General features: G+C 66.0%; 22 protein-coding genes. 13 read left to right on the top strand and 9 right to left on the bottom strand.

The genetic code is table 11. The features are described 5' to 3' along the window. Window positions 1-44: 44 nt before the first annotated feature. A complete protein-coding gene (locus N4T19_RS15500; RefSeq protein WP_021024713.1) occupies window positions 45-698 on the top strand; it encodes a GntR family transcriptional regulator in 654 nt (217 codons plus the stop codon). A 9-nt stretch (window positions 699-707) separates the two neighbouring features. Here N4T19_RS15500 and N4T19_RS15495 read toward each other — a convergent pair whose 3' ends face one another. The 5 genes from N4T19_RS15495 to N4T19_RS15475 are packed head-to-tail and all read right to left on the bottom strand — an operon-like array spanning window position 708 to window position 3,419. Next, window positions 708-1,634: an ornithine cyclodeaminase family protein gene (locus tag N4T19_RS15495; protein ID WP_260718473.1), complete on the bottom strand. Its 927-nt coding sequence runs from the start codon at window positions 1,632-1,634 to the stop codon at window positions 708-710. Window positions 1,635-1,671: 37 nt separating this feature from the next. Then, on the bottom strand, window positions 1,672-2,418 hold the full coding sequence (locus N4T19_RS15490; protein WP_260718472.1) for a sulfite exporter TauE/SafE family protein: 747 nt from the start codon (window positions 2,416-2,418) through the stop codon (window positions 1,672-1,674). Further along, window positions 2,415-2,705: a 2Fe-2S iron-sulfur cluster-binding protein gene (locus N4T19_RS15485; RefSeq protein WP_116927576.1), complete on the bottom strand. Its 291-nt coding sequence runs from the start codon at window positions 2,703-2,705 to the stop codon at window positions 2,415-2,417. Before N4T19_RS15485 ends, N4T19_RS15490 begins: the two co-directional genes overlap by 4 nt. 9 nt (window positions 2,706-2,714) lie before the next feature. Continuing rightward, window positions 2,715-3,044 (bottom strand): ferredoxin, encoded by a 330-nt coding sequence (locus tag N4T19_RS15480; RefSeq protein WP_116927575.1) that lies wholly within the window; start codon window positions 3,042-3,044, stop codon window positions 2,715-2,717. Window positions 3,045-3,053: 9 nt separating this feature from the next. Next, the gene (locus tag N4T19_RS15475) at window positions 3,054-3,419 is read right to left on the bottom strand and encodes a 2Fe-2S iron-sulfur cluster-binding protein (protein ID WP_182344122.1); all 366 of its coding nucleotides are present in this window, start codon (window positions 3,417-3,419) and stop codon (window positions 3,054-3,056) included. A 301-nt stretch (window positions 3,420-3,720) separates the two neighbouring features. Here N4T19_RS15475 and N4T19_RS15470 point away from each other — a divergent pair, with 301 nt between their 5' ends. The 7 genes from N4T19_RS15470 to N4T19_RS15440 all read left to right on the top strand — a co-directional run bounded on the left by N4T19_RS15470 (window position 3,721) and on the right by N4T19_RS15440 (window position 9,968). Then, entirely contained in the window at window positions 3,721-4,458 is a 738-nt protein-coding gene (locus tag N4T19_RS15470; RefSeq protein WP_116927629.1) for a TenA family transcriptional regulator, read from the top strand. Between the two features lie 90 nt (window positions 4,459-4,548). Beyond that, complete coding sequence (locus N4T19_RS15465; RefSeq protein WP_116927573.1) at window positions 4,549-6,006, top strand: aldehyde dehydrogenase family protein; 1,458 nt, start codon at window positions 4,549-4,551, stop codon at window positions 6,004-6,006. Window positions 6,007-6,031: 25 nt separating this feature from the next. Continuing rightward, on the top strand, window positions 6,032-6,508 hold the full coding sequence (locus N4T19_RS15460) for a GlcG/HbpS family heme-binding protein (RefSeq protein WP_116927572.1): 477 nt from the start codon (window positions 6,032-6,034) through the stop codon (window positions 6,506-6,508). 30 nt (window positions 6,509-6,538) lie between these two features. Further along, window positions 6,539-7,573, top strand: coding sequence for a 2Fe-2S iron-sulfur cluster-binding protein (locus N4T19_RS15455; RefSeq protein WP_260718471.1), 1,035 nt, complete (start codon window positions 6,539-6,541; stop codon window positions 7,571-7,573). A gap of 11 nt (window positions 7,574-7,584) precedes the next feature. Beyond that, complete coding sequence (locus tag N4T19_RS15450) at window positions 7,585-8,364, top strand: SDR family oxidoreductase (RefSeq protein ID WP_260718470.1); 780 nt, start codon at window positions 7,585-7,587, stop codon at window positions 8,362-8,364. A 230-nt stretch (window positions 8,365-8,594) separates the two neighbouring features. Next, a complete protein-coding gene (locus N4T19_RS15445) occupies window positions 8,595-9,695 on the top strand; it encodes a ProQ/FINO family protein (protein ID WP_260718469.1) in 1,101 nt (366 codons plus the stop codon). Between the two features lie 147 nt (window positions 9,696-9,842). Next, window positions 9,843-9,968, top strand: coding sequence for a hypothetical protein (locus N4T19_RS15440; RefSeq protein ID WP_260718468.1), 126 nt, complete (start codon window positions 9,843-9,845; stop codon window positions 9,966-9,968). A 14-nt stretch (window positions 9,969-9,982) separates the two neighbouring features. Here the strand turns inward: N4T19_RS15440 and N4T19_RS15435 are convergent, their stop codons facing one another. The 3 genes from N4T19_RS15435 to lplT form a co-directional block, all read right to left on the bottom strand. Then, window positions 9,983-10,480, bottom strand: coding sequence for a glutathione peroxidase (locus tag N4T19_RS15435; RefSeq protein ID WP_182344117.1), 498 nt, complete (start codon window positions 10,478-10,480; stop codon window positions 9,983-9,985). Window positions 10,481-10,518: 38 nt separating this feature from the next. Next, window positions 10,519-11,400, bottom strand: a complete 882-nt coding sequence (locus N4T19_RS15430; protein WP_021027615.1) for a DMT family transporter — start codon at window positions 11,398-11,400, stop codon at window positions 10,519-10,521. A gap of 110 nt (window positions 11,401-11,510) precedes the next feature. Then, on the bottom strand, window positions 11,511-12,815 hold the full coding sequence (gene lplT / locus N4T19_RS15425; protein ID WP_021027614.1) for a lysophospholipid transporter LplT: 1,305 nt from the start codon (window positions 12,813-12,815) through the stop codon (window positions 11,511-11,513). Window positions 12,816-12,956: 141 nt separating this feature from the next. On the opposite strand from lplT, the gene alr reads away from it, so the two are divergent. Beyond that, window positions 12,957-14,060 (top strand): alanine racemase, encoded by a 1,104-nt coding sequence (gene alr, locus N4T19_RS15420; RefSeq protein ID WP_260718467.1) that lies wholly within the window; start codon window positions 12,957-12,959, stop codon window positions 14,058-14,060. 147 nt (window positions 14,061-14,207) lie between these two features. On the opposite strand, the gene N4T19_RS15415 is transcribed toward alr, so the two are convergent. Beyond that, the gene (locus tag N4T19_RS15415) at window positions 14,208-14,711 is read right to left on the bottom strand and encodes a helix-turn-helix transcriptional regulator (RefSeq protein WP_182344111.1); all 504 of its coding nucleotides are present in this window, start codon (window positions 14,709-14,711) and stop codon (window positions 14,208-14,210) included. Window positions 14,712-14,854: 143 nt separating this feature from the next. Here N4T19_RS15415 and N4T19_RS15410 point away from each other — a divergent pair, with 143 nt between their 5' ends. The 4 genes from N4T19_RS15410 to N4T19_RS15395 are packed head-to-tail and all read left to right on the top strand — an operon-like array spanning window position 14,855 to window position 19,835. Beyond that, window positions 14,855-15,439, top strand: a complete 585-nt coding sequence (locus tag N4T19_RS15410; protein ID WP_116926729.1) for a TetR/AcrR family transcriptional regulator — start codon at window positions 14,855-14,857, stop codon at window positions 15,437-15,439. Continuing rightward, window positions 15,436-17,100 (top strand): MFS transporter, encoded by a 1,665-nt coding sequence (locus N4T19_RS15405; RefSeq protein ID WP_182344107.1) that lies wholly within the window; start codon window positions 15,436-15,438, stop codon window positions 17,098-17,100. The genes N4T19_RS15410 and N4T19_RS15405 overlap by 4 nt, the downstream gene beginning before the upstream one ends. Window positions 17,101-17,142: 42 nt before the next feature. Next, window positions 17,143-18,372: an HlyD family secretion protein gene (locus N4T19_RS15400; RefSeq protein WP_116926731.1), complete on the top strand. Its 1,230-nt coding sequence runs from the start codon at window positions 17,143-17,145 to the stop codon at window positions 18,370-18,372. After that, on the top strand, window positions 18,369-19,835 hold the full coding sequence (locus N4T19_RS15395) for an efflux transporter outer membrane subunit (protein WP_116926732.1): 1,467 nt from the start codon (window positions 18,369-18,371) through the stop codon (window positions 19,833-19,835). Before N4T19_RS15400 ends, N4T19_RS15395 begins: the two co-directional genes overlap by 4 nt. Window positions 19,836-19,938 lie beyond the last annotated feature (103 nt).

The raw sequence follows: 19,938 nt of genomic DNA, 5'->3' as shown, positions 1-19,938 counted from the left end.
GCGCTGGCCCTGGGGCTTGCAACGTACCCAACGGACCGACTTTCATGCCCATTGCCAACGGAGACAAAAAACCTGGACTCAACCACTCGCCGCTGACCCAGCAGCTGGTGGAGGCCTTGCGCGAGAAGATCATGTCGGGCGAGCTGGCCTCGGGCGAGCGGCTGGTGGAAGAGCGTCTGTCCGAGGAGTTTTCCGTCTCGCGCATGCCCGTGCGTGAGGCCTTGCGCCAGCTGGCGGCCAGCGGCCTGGTGATCATCGAGCCCCGGCGCGGTGCCTCGGTTGCCAAGTTCCATGGCGATCTGCTGCGCGAGCTGGTCGAAGTGCGCGCCACCCTGGAGGCGCTCAACGCACGCCTGGCTGCCAAGCGCCATGACCCCGAGCAGATTGCCGCGCTGGAGGCCTTGCTGGCCGAAGGCACCAAGAACGCCCATTCCGGCGATGGCGATGTGCTGGCCGTGCTGAACCAGAAGTTCCACCTGGCGCTGGGCAAGATTGCCGCCAACTCGGTGCTGCAAGAGGTGATGCTGTCCTTGCGCGACCGCACCGAGGTGCTGTTTGCGCCGCGCAGCCAGGCGCGTGCGCCGCAGAACTGGGAAGAGCATGCCGCCATCCTGCGCGCCGTGATCAAGGGCGACCCCGAGCTGGCCGGCCTGCTGGCCGCGCGCCATATCTACAACGCGGCCGGCATCGAGCCCTGAGTTTCCCGTTTACGATTGGCTGGCCAGGTAGTTCTGGTAGGCCACGCCAGCCAGCGCAATATCTTCCAAACCCACGCCCACGGCCTTGTACAGCCGGAGGCCCGGCTGCGCGCTGACGGCATGGCGGCCGCTGACGATATCACCCAGCTCCACCAGTTTGTCTGCGAGCGACAGACCCGGGTCGGCCAGCACCAGGTCGCCTGCTTCGCTCGTTGCCTGCTTTTTCCATTCCACCGCAATCAGCTGCGCGCGCGCCAGCAAGGCATCGTCGAGCTCGCGGGTGTGGGGCAGGCTGGAGCCAATGGCGGCGACCAGCGCATGGGGGGCGACATGCGCGCCGTTGAACAGCGGCTCTTTGGCGCGTGAGGCGGTGACGATGATGTCGGCCTCGCCCACGCCCTGGGTGTGCGCCACGCGGCGGATCTGCGCCTCGGGCAAACCGGTGAGCTGCGCCAGGCGTGCTTCCAGGCCGCTGGGCGCATAGGGGTCAAACACATCGATGCGCTGCAGCCCGAAGTGCTGCACCATCTGCTGCGCATGGGCGAGGCCCTGCACGCCAGCGCCGCACAAAAACAGATGGCGCGCGTTGGCGGGCGCCAGGTGCTGGGCCACCAGCACCGTGGTGGCGGCGGTGCGCAGGCGCGTGATCGCATTGGCATCCAAGGTGGCCAGTGGCGCGCCAGTCTCGGTGGAAAACAGCAGGATGACAAAGTTGAACTGGCCGGCAATGGTGGTGTAGACCTTGGCGCCGGTCACCCCTTGCGCGGGGATGACGGCCCCCAGCGTGGACAGCTTGACGCCCCCGGCATCGGTGCGCTCGCGCGCTTGCATCGCTGCCTCGCCCGCCCCAAAGGCGGCAAAGGCGCGGTGCATGGCCTGCAGGGCTTGGTCGGTGGACACCAGGGTGTCCACCATGGCATCGGTGATGTGCAGCATGGTGTGTGTGGGGTGATGGGTTGGTGGGGGAATGCGCTCAGAGCCAGACGCGCAGCAGGATGATGCAGGCGCTGACGGCGGCGGTGCCCAGCAGCCAGCGGCGGATGGTGGCCTTGGAGATATGGCGGGCCAGGCGGTTGGAGGCGAGAAAACCGCCCAGCATCCAGGGCAGCAGCACGAGGCTGAGCAGCCACTGGTCACTGCCCATGCGGCCGACCCAGGCCAGCGCGCTGAGCGAGACGATGGTGCCGGCAAAAAAGACCACGCCCAGCGTCGAGCGCATCGTCGCCGGTGCCAGGTGCTGCATCGCAATCGCAAACGGCGGGCCGCCGGCGGCGGTGATCGTGCCCATGATGCCGCTGGCCACACCGGCAATCGACAGGTTGGTGGTGCTGGGCTGCACGCGCCAGCCCATGGTGCTGAGGCAGACGGCTGCCAGGATCAGCACCGCAAACAGAATGGACAGCGCATGGGTGCTGAACAGCACCAGCAGGCCGGTAGCCGCAAAGGTGCCGATGACGCGGCCCACCAAGGTGGCGGCAGCGACCTGGCGGTTGAGTGCCTCGCGCTCGCGCAGATAGGCCAGCAAGGCCAGCGGCGCGCCCACGGCCAGCAGGGGGCCGGGCACCAGCTCGGGGAAAAAGATCGCCGCCAGCGGCGCGCAGAACATCGCATAGCCCAGGCCGCCCACGCCCTGCATCGCAGCGCCCGCGAGCACCATCAGGCCCATGGCCAGGTAGCGGCCCCAGGAGAGCTGCTCGGCCATCGCCGTCCAGGCACTCATGCGGGTCGCACCCAGCTGACCTTGATGTCGCCGTTGACAAAGGTCTGGCAGGCCAGGCGGTGGCCGGCGGCAAACTCTTCGTCGCTGAAATGCTTGCGCTCCTTGGCCTTGATGGCATCGGTGTGGGCCAGTCCTTCCTCGATGCGGCATTTGCAGGTGCCGCACAGGCCCCCGCCGCATTTGAAGGGGATGCCGCCTTTCTCGCGCAGCGACACGCGCAGCAGGTTGCTGTTTTCCGGGGCTTCGACGGTCTTGTTGTCGTTGCTGACAAAGGTGATGGTGGGCATACGGGGCAATCAGGCAGCGGATGGGGTGGCTGGCGGGGCGGTGAGGGGTGCCGGGGTCAGGGTGGCATCGAGCGCGCCGAACTGGCACAGGTGCTGCAGCTCGCTACGCGCTTGCTCCAGCGAGTCAAAGCGCTCCAGAAACTTGGATGGCACCTGGTTGGTGGTGCCGCCGGGGCCATCCTCGATCACCTGGACCTTGGTCTCGCGCAGCAACTCGCCCACGGCAAAGTGGGCCAGCAGGCGGCCGCAAAAGTGGTAGTCCCAGGCTTCGAGCAGGCTGATGTCGGCATTGGCCTGCGTGCGGTACTGGCCGGGCTTGCTGGTCAAGATCACAAACATGGACGCTCCTCAGGCTGCAGGGGTGGCGGGCGCTGTGCCTGCGGGCTGGGTGGCGCTGGCGGCGCCGGCGTTGGTGGCCGGCAGCGGCACTTGTTCCAGCTCCAGGTCCTGCTCAGGCCAGAGCTGGCAGACCAGGCGAAAGCCCTGGTCCAGGTGCGCGCCCAGCTGCTTCTTTTCTTTCCAGTTCGGCGCCGGCAGGTGCTCAGCCCCCGCCAGCACCTTGCAGGCGCAGGTGGCGCACTTGCCCATGCCGCATTGGTAGGCCAGGTGGGGATAGGGGAACTGCTTGATCCCCGCGCGCACCACCAGGTTGGCGCCGGTCTTGACCTCGCCTTGGAAGGTCTGGCCGTTCTTGTGAAAGGTGATCTGGGGCATGGGCTTCTCCGCATTGCAATTACGTATACTGTATACAAACGGTTTTTGTTGATGTATTAGGGATAACGTGATGCAGGGGGAATTTGGTACTGGCTGCAGCACTCGTAAATGAATGAGTATCAAAGGCTTATAACTATGAGGTGACAGTGCTGGCCTCTGAACTTTGCAGCGGATGGGGGTAAGTACTGAGGGTTGATGGGTGTAAAAACATTGACCATGTTTTCTGTATACAGTATTCTAACTTCGTCGCTTGGATCGGTTTGACTTGGGCGACGACCCCAACATTTCAGAGGAACCCGCCATGACCAGCACATTGATGAACCGCGACGAATTCCGCGCTGCGCTTGAAAATGCCATCAAGGGCAAGAGCGCCAACAAGGCCCCTTTCAGCGTGGCCTGGGCCACAGGCCGCCTGAGCCGTGAGCACCTGGCGCGCTGGGCCGAGAACCACTACCACTATGTAGGCCCGTTTGCCGACTACCTGGGCTATCTGTATGCCCGCACGCCAGACCATATGACAGAGGCCAAGGACTTTCTGCTGGCCAATATGTATGAGGAGGAGATTGGTGGCGACCGCCACACCGATCTGCTGATCCGCTTTGCCGAAGCCTGCGGCACGACGCGCGAGCGCGTGGTGGACCCCAACAATATGTCGCCCACCACACGCGGCCTGCAGTCCTGGTGCTATGCGATTGCGATGCGCGAAGACCCGGTGGTCGCGGTGGCCGGCCTGGTCGTGGGCCTGGAGTCGCAGGTGCCGTCGATCTACCGCAAGCAGACGCCCACCTTGCGTGACAAGTACGGCTTTACCGATGAAGAGGTCGAGTTCTTTGACCTGCACATCGTCTCTGACGAAATCCATGGCGAGCGCGGCTACCAGATCGTGCTCGAGCACGCCAACACGCCCGAGCTGCAAGCCAAATGCCTGCGCATCTGCGAGATCGGCGCCCAGATGCGCCTGCTCTACACGACGGCGCTCTACCACGACTATGTCGCCAAGGACCTGCAGATCTCGCAGGAAGAGCTGCTGGCCGCCTGAGCCTGGCGGCACCCCCTTGCCCCGCGCAGCGGCGCGCCCCTGGCGGCCGCCGCTGTGACCGACCCCTCACCTCTCCAAGACCTCCCGACCATGGCCGACACCGTGCAAACGTTTCTGAACTATATCGACGGCGCCTGGGTGCCCTGCCTGCTGGGCAGCACCTTTGACAACCTCAACCCCGCCGATACCCGCGATGTGGTGGGGCGTTTTCAGGCCTCGGGCCCGGCTGACGCCGAGGCGGCGGTGCAGGCCGCGCAAAAGGCCTTTGACGGCTGGCGCAAGCTGGCCATTGGCAAGCGCGCCAAGATCCTCAACGATGCGGCCAGCTACCTGGAGCAGAACGTGGAGCAGTTTGCCCAGGAACTGACGCGCGAGGAGGGCAAGCAGCTGAGCCAGGCGCGCGACGAGTTTCTGCGCAGCGCACAAACCTTTCGTTTTTATGCCACCGAAGGCCAGACCCTGGGCGGCGAGACCTACCCGCAGGACGATGCCAACATGCATGTGTTCAGCCACCGCGAGCCGCTGGGCGTGGTGACGGTGATCTCGCCCTGGAACTTCCCCGCGTCCATCCCGGCGCGCAAGCTGGCGCCGGCGCTGATCACCGGCAACACGGTGGTGTTCAAGCCCTCGTCGGATGCACCGCTCTCGGGTCTGCGCCTGGTTGAGGCGCTGGAGCAGGCGGGTGTACCGCCAGGCGTGGTCAACTGCGTCACCGGCCGCGCTGGCGAGGTGGGGCCGGTGATCACCAATTCGCAGGCCATCCGCGCGATCTCGTTCACCGGCTCGACGACGGCCGGCACCCAGATCCACCGCACCGTGCACCTGTCCACCCGCTTGCAGATGGAGCTGGGCGGCAAGAACCCACTGATCGTGATGGAGGACGCCGACCTCAACCTGGCGGTGGACCTGGCGATCAAGGGCGGCTTCTCGCTCACCGGCCAGGCCTGCACCGGCACCAGCCGCATCCTGGTGGTGCCCAGCGTCAAGGCGGCCTTTACCGACAAGCTGCTCACGCGCGTGTCCCAGCTCAAGATCGGCAACGGCATGGCGCCGGGCATGGACCTGGGCCCCTTGGCGACGGAAAAGCAGCTGCAGACCGTGCAGCGCTACATCGACATCGGCAAGAGCGAGGCCCGCTGGCTCTGCGGCGGCGAGCGGCTCACCGGCGGCGAGTTCGACCATGGCTACTACCTGTCGCCCGCAGTGTTCACCGATGTGAAGAACAGCATGCGCATTGCGCAGGAGGAGATCTTCGGCCCGGTGCTGGCGATCATCGAAGTCGCCGACTTTGACGACGCGCTGCGCCAGGCCAACGACTCGCAGTACGGCCTGTCGGCCAGCATCGTCACGATGAACCCGCGCTACATGCATGTGTTCACCAACGAGATCCAGGCGGGCACCGTCAAGATCAACCGCACGACCACCGGCAACCTGGTCAATGCGCCCTTTGGCGGGCTGAAGAACTCCAGCACCTCCACCTTCCGCGAGTCCGGCCGCGCCGGCCTGGAATTTTTTACCCAGATCAAGACCGTCTACCGCGGTATCTGAACCCCTGACTGCAAGAGGAAACACGATGAAAAGCGCACTGAAACTGGAACTGGCAGAAGCCCGTGTGATGTCCCTGGCCGCGCTGGCCAAGGCCAAGGAAATTGGCGTGACCGAGACGGTCTGCATCACCGACGAAGGCGGCTTTCCGCTGGTGCTCGAGCGCATGGATGGCGCCCGCGTCACCGGCCCGCAGATCGCCTGGAACAAGGCCTTCACGGCGGCAGGACACAAGCGCTCCACGCACCTGTTCAACACCTTGCCCAACGGGCCGGCGTTGCCGGGCAACGAGGCCTTTGGCATCCAGTGGAGCTTTGAGGGCAAGTTTGCGGTCTTCGTTGGCGGCTACCCCATCGTCGTCAACGGCGAGGTGATTGGCGGCGTGGGCCTGTCGGGCGGCAATGGCGAGCAGGACACCGCCTGTGGCGTGGCTGCCTTGCAGGCGCTGAAAGACCACCTGGGCGCCACCGCCGATGTGCTGGTGCAGGCCGACATTAAGAAATAAGCGCCAGGCACAACCGAGCTGAGGTCTGCGATGAACTACCGCGTACAGTGGCTGCAGACGCAGCAATCGTTTGACGTGGGTGCCGATGAATCGGTGCTTGACGCCGCCACGCGCCAGGGCGTGGCGCTGCCCCATGACTGCACCTTTGGCGGCTGTGGCAGCTGCCGCATGAAGGTCGAAGAGGGCGAGTTTGCTTATGCCGACGGCGAGCTGCCGCTGGCCATGGGTGAAGAGGAGCACGCCCAGGGCTATGCGCTGGCCTGCCAGGTCCGGGCGCAGTCCGATCTGGTCATCAGCATCGCGACCGGGCCGGACAGCTCCGCGCCCACCCGCGTGCAGGCCACCGTGGCCGAGCTGCGCATGCACACGCCCGATATCTACCACCTGGCGCTCGACCTGCCCGAGGACCATGGCCTGCGCTATGTGCCCGGCCAGTACCTGAACATCTGCCTGCCCGGTGGCGCGTACCGCAGCTTCTCGATGGCCACGCCGCCGCAGGGCCGGCGCGTCAGCCTGCAGATCCGCAGGATTGCCGGCGGGCGCTTTACCGATGGCCTGCTGGCGACGATGGCAGTGGGCGATGTGCTGGAGGTGGAACTGCCCCACGGCAGCTTTTACTACCGCGCGCAGGACTACCAGCCGATGGTGTTTGCCGCCACCGGCACCGGTTTTGCGCCGATCAAGGCGATTCTTGAATCGCTGCTGGGCGATGCCGACTGCCCGCCGATCCACTTCTACTGGGGCATGCGCAGTGAGGCCGATCTGTATTTGCTCGATGAGATCGCGGCCTGGGCCGGGCAGCTCTATGAGTTCACTTTTGTGCCGGTGCTCTCGCGCCCGTCCGATCGCTGGACCGGCCGGCGTGGCTATGTGCAGGACGCCATTGCCGAGGACTTCGAGGACCTGTCCGAGCATTCGATCTACCTGTGCGGATCGCCCTCTATGATTGCCGATGCGAAAGCGCTGATGGCGCTGTCGGGCGCGGCGCTGGACAAGATCTACAGCGACAGCTTCATCTTCCAGAACGAAGCGGCCGCCGTGGCCGAGTTGAGCGAACAAAGCTGAGGAACCACACCATGGATCTGGGATTAACGGGCAAGGCCGCGCTGGTCTGGGGCGGCAGCAAGGGCATGGGCTATGCCGCCGCGCGCCAGCTGGCGCTGGAAGGGGTGGACGTGGTGATCGCCGCGCGCACCGAAAGCAGCTTGCAGGCTGCGGCGCAGGCCTTGTCGGCCGAGTGCGGCCGCCCCGTGCGCTATGTGGTGGCTGACATCACCAAGAAGGCGGGCCGCGAAGCGGCATTGGCTGCCTGCCCGCAGCCGGACATTCTGGTCAACAACTCGGACGGCTACCCGCCCGGTGACTTCCGTGACTGGAGCGATGAGACCTGGCACGAGGCGCTGGACATGATGATGGTCGGCCCCATCGACATGATGCGCCGCGTGGTCGATGGCATGCAGCAGCGCGGCTATGGGCGCATCATCAATATCGTCTCGCGCAGCGTCAAGGCGGCGCATGCCGAGCTGGGCCTGTCCAACGGCGCGCGTTCGGGCCTGGTCGGCTTTGTCGCGGGCCTGGCGCGCCAGACGGTGCGCCACAACGTCACCATCAACAATGTGCTGCCCGGCGCGTTCGACACCGATGCCCAGGCTCGCCACATCCACAAGCTCGCCCAGCAAAGCGGCCGCTCGCCGGCCCAGGTGCGTCAAAGCCGCGAGGCCGCCAACCCCGCAGGCCGCTTTGGCCAGCCCGAAGAAGTCGGCGCGCTGATCGCCTACCTGGCATCGCAGCACACCGGCTATGTGACCGGGCAGAGCTGGCTGATCGACGGGGGCGAGTATCCGGGCACTTATTGACAAAGGACAAAGCCGGGGCTGCTGGGTGGCCTGGCTGCGCGATGCAAGCGCGCAACTGGCCTTGTCTGCGTCCGTTCTAAAGCCCTGCTGCGGTGTGCAGCTGCTTACCGGGCGATGGGCTTGATTCGTTATACTTGCAGTCTTGCCTTGGGTGATCCAGGGCGTTTTGCTTTTTACCGGTGCAGCTGCTCTTGGCGGGTCTGCACTTTTTTCTGCGCCAGCCTCTGTTTATGACCGAACCGACCCTCCCCACCTCTTCTGATGCTTCCGCACCGGCACCAGCTGCGGCAGCGCCCGCAGCGGGCGGTGATACGCGTCGCCAGCCCAAGCAGGAGCGCCGCGAGCGCCCTGCAGGCCAAGCGCCGGTGCTGAACTCGGCCATGGCCGATGCGCTGCGCGCGGCCACCAAGGGCCATGCGCTGGAAGTGGCCGCTGCGCCAGCGGCCCCGGTCGAGGCCGATGCCGCGCCGGTGCAGCGCCAGGCGCGCAGTGAGCGCCCCGCCCGCACGGGCCAGGCGCCCCGCCGCAGCAACAAGCCCGGCAATGGCGCACGCCGCGAAGGCCAGGGCGCTGGCGGCGGCCGTGGTCCACGCCGTGACGGTGGCCAGGCAGCCCCCGCTGCGCCCAAGGCCCCTGCCCGCCCACGCCACCCGGTGGTGGAAAAGCTCGCCGGTCTGTACCCTGCACTGTTTGGCGACCAGCCGCTGCCGCTCAAGCGCGGTGTGTTCCAGGACCTGATGGCCGCCCACCCCGATGCCTTCGAGAAGAATGAGCTGAAGGTGGCCCTGGGCCTGCATACCCGCTCGACCCGCTACCTCAACGCCGTGGCCATGGGCCAGCCCCGCCATGACCTGCAAGGCCAGGTCGTCGAGGCGATGGCGCCCGAGCACGTGTTCCATGCGCTGGTGGAGTCCTTCCGCCGCCGCAAGCCGCGCGACGGCGAAGACCTGCAGCTCAAGCTGCGCCGCCGCATCGGCATGGCCTATATCGCGTCCGACCTGAGCCGCGACGACTTCCTGGCCAAGGTCCAGGTCAAGGATGAAGCGACCCAGGCACTGCTGGCTGCCGCCATGCAGGAAGTAGCCGAGTTCGATGCCAAGGCTGAGGCCCTGGCCACCGCCCATGCCGCCAGCGGCAAGAGCGTGGCCGAGTTTGCCGATATGTACGGCATGCACCCTGCTGCTGTGGAGCGCCACCTGCACCGCGCCGCCCAGACCCAGGCGATTGCTGCTCGCCCGGCAGCCGCCCCTGCGGCTCCCGAAGCGGCGGACGAGGGCGATGCGGCCGAGCCGGCCGCTGCCAAGGCCGACGACAGCGCTGCTGCTGAATAAGCCCGGCATTCGCCCAGCAAAAAGCTGCCCACGCTTCTGGAGCGTGGACAGCTTTTTTTATGCCCCTGGCTTGCTCGCTGACCCGCCGCTGCTTACACTGAGTTCCTGAGACCTGCGGATGACCACCATCTGCGCAAGGAGTACGCCATGAAGCCCGATACCCCCCAAGCCCAGCGCAATCGCCGCTGGCTGCGCAAGTTCTGGGGTGCGGTCTGCGTGATTGCGGGCCTGGCCAGCATTGCCGCCGGGCTGGAGACGGCGTTGATGGACTGAGCGCCGGCCGGTGTTTACGAAGCAGCCAGGGCTTTTTCGATAGCGGCTGCCAGCTTGGCCGGCTTGGTCATCGGGGCAAAGCGCTGCACCGTGCGGCCATCGCGCCCGACCAGAAACTTGGTGAAATTCCACAGAATCCGCCCACCCAGGAGGCCCGGGGCCTGCGCCTTGAGCCAGACAAACAGCGGGTCGGTGTGCGGGCCGTTGACCTCCACCTTGGCCAGGCTTGGGAAACTCGTCTGGTAGTTCAGCTCGCAAAACTGCGCAATCTCGGTGTTGCTGCCGGGGGCCTGGGCGCCAAACTGGTTGCAGGGCAGGCCCAGCACCTGCAGGCCCTGGGGGCCATACTGTTGCTGCAAGGCTTCAAGCCCTTGGAGCTGCGGCGTAAAGCCGCAGGCGGTGGCCGTGTTGACCACCAGCACCACCTGGCCGGCATAGCGCGACAGCGGCAGGGGCTTGGCGCTGGCGTCGTGGAGAACAAAGTCCTGGATGGTGTGCGGTGTTGCGGGCATGGCGGCTATCTTAGTCGCTAACCCTCGTTCAGCGCCACTCAGGGCAGGCGCGACTCCAGCGCCGCGATCAGCGAGGCCGACAGCACCAGCGCGCCGCCCAGCAGCAGGCGGCCCGAGAGCACTGTGCCCTCGATCAGCACATTGGAGGCGCTGGCAAAGACCACCTCGGACAGCATCACCACCGCTGCGGTGGTGGCGGCCAGGCGCGAGGCGCCGTATTGCAAGGTCCAGTTGCTCAGCATGATCAGCACAGCGACGACCAGCACCATCAGCGGCCAGCCCCAGGCGATATCGGGCACGGCCGGCATGCGGCCCAGGTAGATGCCCAGCACCGACATGGCACCGGCGGCCACCAGGCCGCCGAAGAACATGGCCAGCATGCGCGCCTCACCCGGCACGCGGTACTGGCTGCGCAACACCACATTGGTGCCAGCAAAGGTAAAGCCCCCGACAATGGCCAACGCATCGGGCAGCGAAAGGTTGGCTGTCAGGCTCTGCCAGGTGGCGCCGGCCGGAATCATCACGATCAGCACGCCGCTGAAGGCCAGCACCAGGCGCAGGATGGAGTACTTGTTGGGCTTTTCACCCAGAAAGTACCAGGCCAGCAGCACCGACCAGGCGGGCATCAGATAAAACAGCAGCACCACGCGCACCACATCGCCGGTGGTGGCCGCCCAGTTGAACAGCACATTGGTGCTGCCCGAGGTAAAGGCCAGCAGCAGCAGCAGCGGGTGGCGCCGGGCAATGGCCGCTGCCGCCGGTTTGACCAGCAGCAGCCCGCAAAACAGGATCAGGTAGACCAGGGCCGTGCCCAGCACTGGGTGCACTCCCAGGGCCTGCAGCTGGCGGAACGGCCACCAGATCGTGCCCCAGATCAGGGCGTTGGTCATCAGGGCTAAAAAGGGCAGCGCGGTGAGCATGGGGCGATGTGAAACAGCGCCTGGGGTCAACAGGCGCTGTCCGCTTTCAATTTTTCTAAGGGATGCAGGAGGGGAGGATGGGCTTGGCGCGAGGCCCACCGGCGGATCACTCAGTGGTGGTGGTCGTGGCGGGCAATGTCCAGCAGCCGTTGGACTTCCTGCGGATGCTGCTTGCAATTATGCCGGTGCCACAGCAGGATGCACCACATGATGCCGGCCACCAGCAGGCCAAAGCAGGTGATGGCGCCATAGGCCGACATGCCAAAGCGGGTGAACATGCTGTAGACAACGCCCAGGCCCAGGATGCAGGCCTGCTCGTTGAAGTTCTGCACCGCAATCGAGCGGCCCGAGCCCATCAGGTTGTGGCCCCGGTGCTGCAGCAGGGCGTTCATCGGCACCACCAAAAAGCCACCCAGGCCGCCCAGCACCACCAGAAACGGCACCGCCAGCCAGATGCTATGGATAAAGTTCATGCACACCACCAGCAGGCCCATCGCAATGCCCAGCGGGATCACGCGCGTGGCGCCATCGAGCTTCATACGCATCGAAGCGAGGATGGCGCCAACTGCCGTGCCGATGGCGACCACGCCGACCAGCGCCGAGGCCTTGGTGGTGCTGTAGCCCAGTGCCACCGCACTCCAGGCCAGCACGATATAGCGCAGATTGCCCGACACGCCCCAGAACAAGGTGGTGGTCGACAGCGAGATCTGGCCGAGCTTGTCGCGCCACAGGCGGCTGTTGCAGCGCCAGAAGTCGGGCAGCAGGTCCATCACGTTGGAGAACATGCTGCGACTCGTGTCCTGGCGCAGTGGCACCAGCTGGGTGCTGGTGCGCGGGATGCGGGTGTTGAACCAGGCCGCACCTGCATACAAGAGGCCGATCACGCAGATTGCCGCCTCGGAAGGGGTATCGATGGGGGTGTCGATCAGGGGCAGATCAAAGGACAGCAGCCAGCCCGAGACCTGTGGGCCCACCAGCTGGCCGCCCAGCAGCACGCCCAGGATGATCGAGGTGATCGTCAGCCCCTCGATCCAGCCATTGGCCCGCACCAGCTGGCTGGCCGGCAGCAGCTCGGTGAGGATGCCGTACTTGGCCGGTGAGTATGCGGCAGCGCCCAGGCCGACGACGGCATAGGCGAGCAGCGGGTGGTGGCCAAACAGCATCAGCAGGCAGCCGATCACCTTGATCGCATTGCTGATGAACATCACCTGCCCCTTGGGGTAGGCATCGGCAAAGGCGCCCACAAACGGTGCCAGGATCACGTAGAACAGCGCGAACATGGGCACCAGGGCGGCACGCTGCCACTCCGCAGCGCCTGCGCTGATCAACAGATCGACGGCAACGACAAACAGGGCGTTGTCAGCCAGCGAGCTGAAAAACTGCGCCGACATGATGGTGTAGAAACCGCGCTTCATTCGTTGGGAGGCTGATAAGGGATGCTAATGGCGCGAGAAATTTGTAAGCTGCGTGTAGGGAGTCGAGGTTATAGCACGCAGGGGCGAAAGCACGGTGCCAGAATACTAGGGGTTTTCATAATCTTGTTGTGAGTATTTGCCATGCCGCGCCCCATTCTAGCCACCATTCACACTGCTGCCTTGCAACATAACCTGGCACGTGCCCGTCTGGCGGCCCAAGACGCCAAGCTGTGGTGCGTGGTGAAAGCAAACGCTTACGGCCATGGCATCGAGCAGGTGTTTGATGGCATGCGCGCCGCTGACGGCTTTGCGCTGCTGGAGCCGTCCGAGGCCCAGCGCATCCGCGATCTGGGCTGGCGCGGCCCGATCCTGCTGCTCGAAGGCGTTTTCGATGCCCGTGACCTGGAGCTGTGCTCGCGCCTGAACCTCTGGCACACGGTGCATTGCGACCAGCAGATCGACTGGCTCGCCGCCCACAAGACCCAGCAGCCCCACCGCGTGTTTTTGAAGATGAACTCCGGCATGAACCGCCTGGGCTTCACCGCCGAGCGCTACCGCTCGGCCTGGGCCCGGCTCAATGCGCTGCCCCAGGTCGACGAGATTTCCTTCATCACCCATTTCAGCGATGCCGACACCGCCAAGGGCATTGGCGCGGCCATGGCGCTGTTCAACCAGACCACCTTGGACCTGCCCGGCGAGCGCAGCATCTGCAACAGCGCCGCGATGCTGCGCAACCCCGGTATGTCGGCCAGCGAGCGCGGCGACTGGGTGCGCGGCGGCATCCTGCTCTACGGCAGCGCGCCCGATTACCCGCTGCAAACGGCTGACGACTGGGGCCTGCAGCCCACGATGAGCTTGTCGGCCAAGGTCATCGGCGTGCAGGAGCTGCAGCCCGGCGACACCGTCGGCTATGGCTCGGCGTTCACCGCCGACAAGCCCATGCGCATCGGCGTCGTCGCCTGCGGCTATGCCGACGGCTACCCGCGCCACTGCGGCAACGGCACCCCCGTGCTGGTCGACGGCCAGCGCTCGCGCCTGATCGGCCGGGTCAGCATGGACATGCTGACCGTCGACCTCACGGACGTCCCCCAAGCGGGCTGGGGCAGCGAGGTCACCCTCTGGGGCCGCGCGGCCAACGGCACGGTGCTCTCCATCGACGAAGTGGCCCAGGCCGCTGGCACGGTGGGCTATGAGCTGATGTGCGCGGTGGCGCCACGGGTGCCGGTGATGGTGGATGGGCACTGATCTGCCTCAAAAATAGGCAGATCTTCCAAGGGCTGAGCTGGCGCTGCGACGGCTTTGCTGAAGGATTCAGCCCGCCCCGCAGACTTTAAAGAAAAGCCTTCCTTTGCCGTTTGAGCGCGTCGCGGCCGATGCTGGCTGCGAGTTCACTCATGGCTCATTTGGGTGGGACTTGTTCAGCAGCGCTGCAATACCCGGGTGGATGCTGGAAAAGCCAGGGCCTGTCTGTGTGGATGACATTTTTTTCAGCGGGGAAATGGCTGACCCCGCTTGGCCAGGCGGTCCCGCGTCTGGTGGAGCTTCCTTTGCGCTTGCACTGTAGAGGTTGGCTTGCTTGTCGAGTGAGCGCTTGCTCCGGACGCGTGCTATTTCTTTCTCCAGCGCGCCATGGTCATGCTGCGGCGCAATCAGTTCCGCCAGAGAACTGCGTGGATTGACCAACCAGATGCACATCACATAGGACGCCATGGCCACGGATGGGTCCCCACGCTCGATACGGGCCATTGTGGGTTGCGAAACGCCCAGCCTCATGGCCCATTGCGCCTGTGATTCACCACGACGCTTGCGTGCAATCGCAATGTTCAGGCCCAGCTGTTTGATCTGCTGCAGCACGATTTCCGGGTAGTCCGAGGGCGGCGAATTTTGGCGAGGCATTCATAGATATTAGTGTTCAGCCCAAAAAATACAAATCTATAAATAAAACCACCCACGGGTTTACCCTGATGCTCTCAGGGTTTGTGCAGGCCTGAAAAAATTAGCGTACAGTTTTGTACGTTTAATGCTTTTGCCTCCACCCCATGACCACCAAAGAACGCCAACCCCGCAGTGATGCGCTGGCCCATCGCAGCCAGTTGCTCGATGCGGCCCTGCATGTGTTTACCGAGCAGGGGGTGACGGTGGCTTTGGATGTGGTGGCCGAGCGCGCCGGGGTGAGCCGCACGACGCTGTACCGCAATTTTGCGGACCGCTCGGCGCTGCTGCGGGCCTTGCTGATCCATATCCTGGAGCGGCTGGCCGCCAAGGCCCATGCCTTGAGTGAGACGGGTGATGCCGATGCGCTGTTCGAGTTTCTGCGCCTCTGGGCGCATGACTCGGTGCTGACCGTTCCGCTGACCGATTACTGGCGCTCGCTGCCGCTCGATGACCCCTTGGTCGTCGACCTGCGCGCGCGCCTGTTGGCGCTGGTGACGCCCTTGCTGCTGCAAGCCAAGGCGGCAGGGCGCTGCCGGGAGGATCTGCAGGGCGCTGATCTGCTGCTGATTGTGGGCATGTTCAGCGCGGCGCGGCGCGGCCGCACGCCGGCCGAGCGCCTGCAGCTGAGCGACCGCGCCTGGCAGCTGATCACCGAGGGCCTGCGCATGGATGCCAGGGAGACGGTATGAACGCGCCTGCCTTTCGCTATGTCGAGCAACCCCCGGATTGGGAGACGCATGAGCGCCCCGTGCTGCCGGGCTCGCCCGCGCGGCTGCAGCATACGCTGCCCCGGCGCATTGCCTACATCATGGTGGGTCTGTTTGTCGGGCTGGTTGGGGGTCTGGGCAATGGCCTGGTCACGGCCAACCTCACCTCGATTCAGGGCCAGCTGGGCCTGACAGCGGTCGAGGCCGCCTGGCTGCCTGCGGCCTATGTGATGGTCAATGTGACGGCCAACCTGCTGGTCTTCAAAAGCCGCCAGCAGCTGGGTCTGCGGGTGTTTGCCGAATGGGGCCTGGGCATCTATGCGCTCTTGGCGCTGCTGCACGTGTTTGTCGAAGGCTACACCATGTCCATCGTGGTGCGGGCCGTCGCTGGTTTTGCCGGTGCCACCACCACCTCGCTGGCCGTCATGTATGTGATGCAGGGCTTTCCGGCTTCCAAGGTGCCCTCGGCCTTCATCCTGGGCATGAACATGTCCTCGATCGCCGTGCCGCTGGCCTGGGTGCTGTCGCCTTCGCTGGTCAACGTCAACCCCTGGCCCCATCTGTATGCATTCGAGGCGGGTCTGGCGCTGATGGCCTTTGCCGCCGTGGTGGTGCTCAAGCTGCCGCGCGGCCTGCAGATCCATGTGTTCGAGCCGCTGGATTTTGTGACCTTCCTGCTGGTGGCGCCTGCGGTGGGTCTGCTGTGCGCGGTGCTGGCCCAGGGCGTCAATGCCTGGTGGTTCAACGCCCCCTGGCTGGCCTATGCGCTGATCGCGTCGCTGGTGCTGTTTGCGCTGGCCGCCCTGCTGGAATACAGCCGGCGCACGCCGCTGATCCAGCTGCGCTGGCTGATGCACCCCACGACGCTGACCTTCATGGCCGGCGCCATCATGATGCGTTTCATGATCTCGGAGCAGAACTATGGCGTGGTCGGCCTGCTGCGCGCGATGGGCGTGGTGCCCGAGCAGCTGCAGGCGCTGTACGGCGTCATTTTTGTCGGCATGCTGCTGGGCGTGATCGTGGGTGCTGCCACCTTCAGCCCCCAGGCCATCCTGCCGCAGATCCTGACCTCGATCCTGCTGATCGGCGTGGGCGGCTGGCTGGATCTGCACTCCACCAGCCTGAGCCGTCCGCATGACTTTTTCTTCAGCCAGTTCCTGATCGCGTTCTCGGCGGCGCTGTTCATGGGGCCGGTGATGATGATCGGCATCCAGCGCGCGCTGGGCAAGGGGCTGGACCACATGGTCACCTTTGTCGTGCTGTTCTCGGTCACCCAAAGTCTGGGCGGTCTGCTCGGCCCCGCGCTGCTGGGCAGCATCCAGCAGCAGCGCGCCCAGCTCTACACGCAGGCGATTGCTGCCGATATGCCGGTGACCAACCCGCTGGTTGCGCAGCGCCTGGCCCAGCAGTCGCAGTCGCTCGGCCGCACCATCACCGACCCGGTGCAGCGCGGTGCCCAAAGCCAGGCCCAGCTGGTGCAAGTGATCCGGCGTGAGGCGGCGGTGCGCGCCTTCAACGATGTGTTCCGCGTGATTGGCGCGATGGCGCTGGCCTTTCTGGCCTGGGCGTTCTACCGCGTGCTGCGCCAGCACATGCTGGCCTGGCTGGCGCGGCGCCGGGGTGAGCTGCCGGCGCCCGTCTGACCTCCATCCCCTTTTTCGATCCCTATCTACAAAGCAACAACAATGGCTGATACTGAAAAACCCACCCCCCAAGCGGCCCCCGCTCCCGCAGCGCAGCCCGCTGCCCCCCAAGCCACGGCGGCTGCGGCCGCCGCATCGGCTGCCCAAGCGTCGGCAGCCGCTGCTACGGCAGCCACCCCCGCACCCACAGCATCGCCGACGGCCAAGCTGATCCGGCCCAGCCGCCGCGCGGTGCTGACCATGGCGGTCGTCGCATTGGCCGGCGTGCTGCTGGTGCTCTGGGCCTGGAAGCTGCCGCCCTTTGCCTCCGACGTGATGCGCACCGACAACGCCTATGTGCGCGGCCAGATCACCGTGCTGGCGCCCCAGGTCAGCGGCTATGTGACGGAAGTGAACGTGCAGGACTATGCCCATGTCAAGCGCGGTGATGTGCTGCTGCGCATCGATGACCGCATCTATGCCGAAAAAGTGGCCCAGGCCCAGGCGCAGCTCGACAATGCCCGCGCGCAGCTGGCCAACTCGGACCAGACCCAGGCGCAAAACCGGGCCAACCTGGGTGCGCGCCAGGCCAGCCTGTCGGCGGTGGACGCCGAAGCGCGCCGCGCGGCAGCCGATCTGCAGCGGGTCGAGGACCTGGCCGCGCGCGGCTCGGTGTCGCTGCGCGAGCGCGACCAGTCGCGTGCTACCAGTCAGCTGGCCAAGGCCAATGTACAAAAGGCGCAGGCCGATATCCGCATTGGCGAGCAGAGCATCAAATCCACCCAGGTGGCACGCGCCAGCCTGGAAGCGCAGGTGAAGGCCGCCCAAGCCCAGCTGGGCCTGGCCCAGATCGACCTGGACAACACCGTGGTGCGTGCGCCGCGCGATGGCCAGATCAGCGAGGCCTCGGTGCGCCTGGGCCAGTATGTGGCCTCGGGCACGCAGCTGCTGTTCCTGGTGCCCGAGCAGCTGTGGGTGGTGGCCAACTTCAAGGAAACCCAGATCGCCCACATGCAGCAGGGCCAGGCGGCGAGCTTCTATGTCGATGCGCTCGAAGGCGCCGAGCTGACTGGCCGTATCGAGCAGATGGCACCGGCCACCGGCTCGGAGTTCAGCGTCATCAAGGCCGACAACGCATCGGGCAACTTCATCAAGATCGTGCAGCGGCTGCCGATCCGCATTGCGATCGACCCGAACCAGCCGCTCGCCGCCCGCCTGCGCCCGGGCATGTCCGTCGAAGTGCATGTGGACACGCGCGCAGCCAAGGCCGCAGCGCAAGGAGACCGGCCATGACCCGCAGCCGGTTTTTGCAAGGCTCGGCCGCCACCACGCTGACGGTCCTGGGCATGGCCCTGCTGCTGGCCGGTTGTGCGCCGGCACTGCGCCAGGCGCCCACCGATGCGGCCGTCACCGTGCCCAGCACCTGGGCGCAGACCGAGGCTGCTGCCACCAGCGGGCCGCAAGCGGCGGTGCCCACCGCCTGGTGGCAGGCCTTTGGCGATGAAAAGCTCAACGGCTATGTGCAGGCGGCGCTGGCGCGCAATGCCAACCTGCAGGTGGCCGGCACCCGAGTGGCCGCAGCCCGCGCCCAGCTGGCGGCGGCCGATGCCGCGCTGCAACCCAGCCTGTCGCTGGGCGCCAATGTGGGCGCCACCCACACCTTGACCACCTCGGGCATCACCACCAGCCGCTCCGTCCAGCCCCAACTGCAGGCCAGCTGGGAGCCCGATCTCTGGGGCCGCCTGGGTGACCGAAGTACCGCAGCCGATCTGCAGTACCGCGCCAGCCAGGCCGACCGCGATGCGGTGGCGCTGACGGTGGCGGCCACCACGGCCCAGGCCTATGTCGATCTGCTGGGCCGCGAGGCGCAGCTGGCCCAGACGCGCCAGACCCTGCAGACCCGCAGCACCGCGCTGCAATTGGCGCGGGACCAGGAATCGGTGGGCTATATCTCGCGCCTGCAGGTGACGCAGGCGCAGGCCGAGTACGAGGCCATCCAGGGCCAGATCCCGCCGCTGGAGCTGGCCATTGCGCGCCAGTACAACGCGTTGCAATTGCTGGCCGGTGACGTGCCCGCCGTGCGCGATACCGCTGCGGCCGACGGCCAGGGCTTTGCCCGGCTGCAGATGCCGGTGGTGCCCGCTGCGCTGCCCTCGTCCCTGCTGCGGCGCCGGCCGGACCTGGTGCAGGCCGAGCTGAACCTGGCCGCCAGCGATGCCAGCCTGCGCGCCAGCCGCGCCGCCTATCTGCCCCAGGTCAACCTCAGCGCCAGCGCGGGGCGGCTGTTTGTCAATGCGCTGCAATACAACCCCATCAATGTCTGGAGCCTGGGCGCGAGCGCGCTGGCGCCGCTGTTGGATGGCGGCCGGCTCGACGCGCAGTACGACAGCGCCACGGCCCAGCGCGACCAGGCCGCCTACGCCTACCGGGGCGCGGTGCTGTCGGCCCTGGGCGATGTGGAAAACGCGCTGGTGGGCGTGCAGCGCCTGGCCGAGCAGGAGCAGGCCGCCGAGCGCCGCCGCGCCGTGCTGGCCCAGACCCTGGGTTATGCCAAGGACCGCTACGAGGCGGGCTATGCGTCCTACTTGGAGCAGATCGATGCCCAGCGCAACCTGTTCCAGGCCGAGACCGAGCTGGTGAACCTGCGCCAAAGCCGGCTGGACAACCAGATTGCGCTGTACCGCGCGCTGGGCGGGGGCTGGTCGGCCGATGCGGTGTTGCCGAGCGCCGCTGCGCAACCCGCCGCCGCAGATTAGGCGGGGCTTAAGCCGGGCGCAAAGCGTTGCGCCCAGCCCTCAGGCAGGCCTTGCCAGGGGTGATCCCGGCCTGGCGGGCGTTGGCGCCGCCGCATAATGCGCG

The sequence above is a fragment of the Comamonas squillarum genome (assembly GCF_025309455.1).
GTDB classification, from domain to species: Bacteria; Pseudomonadota; Gammaproteobacteria; order Burkholderiales; family Burkholderiaceae_C; genus Comamonas; species Comamonas squillarum.
This window is presented reverse-complemented; position numbering and strand designations above follow the sequence as displayed.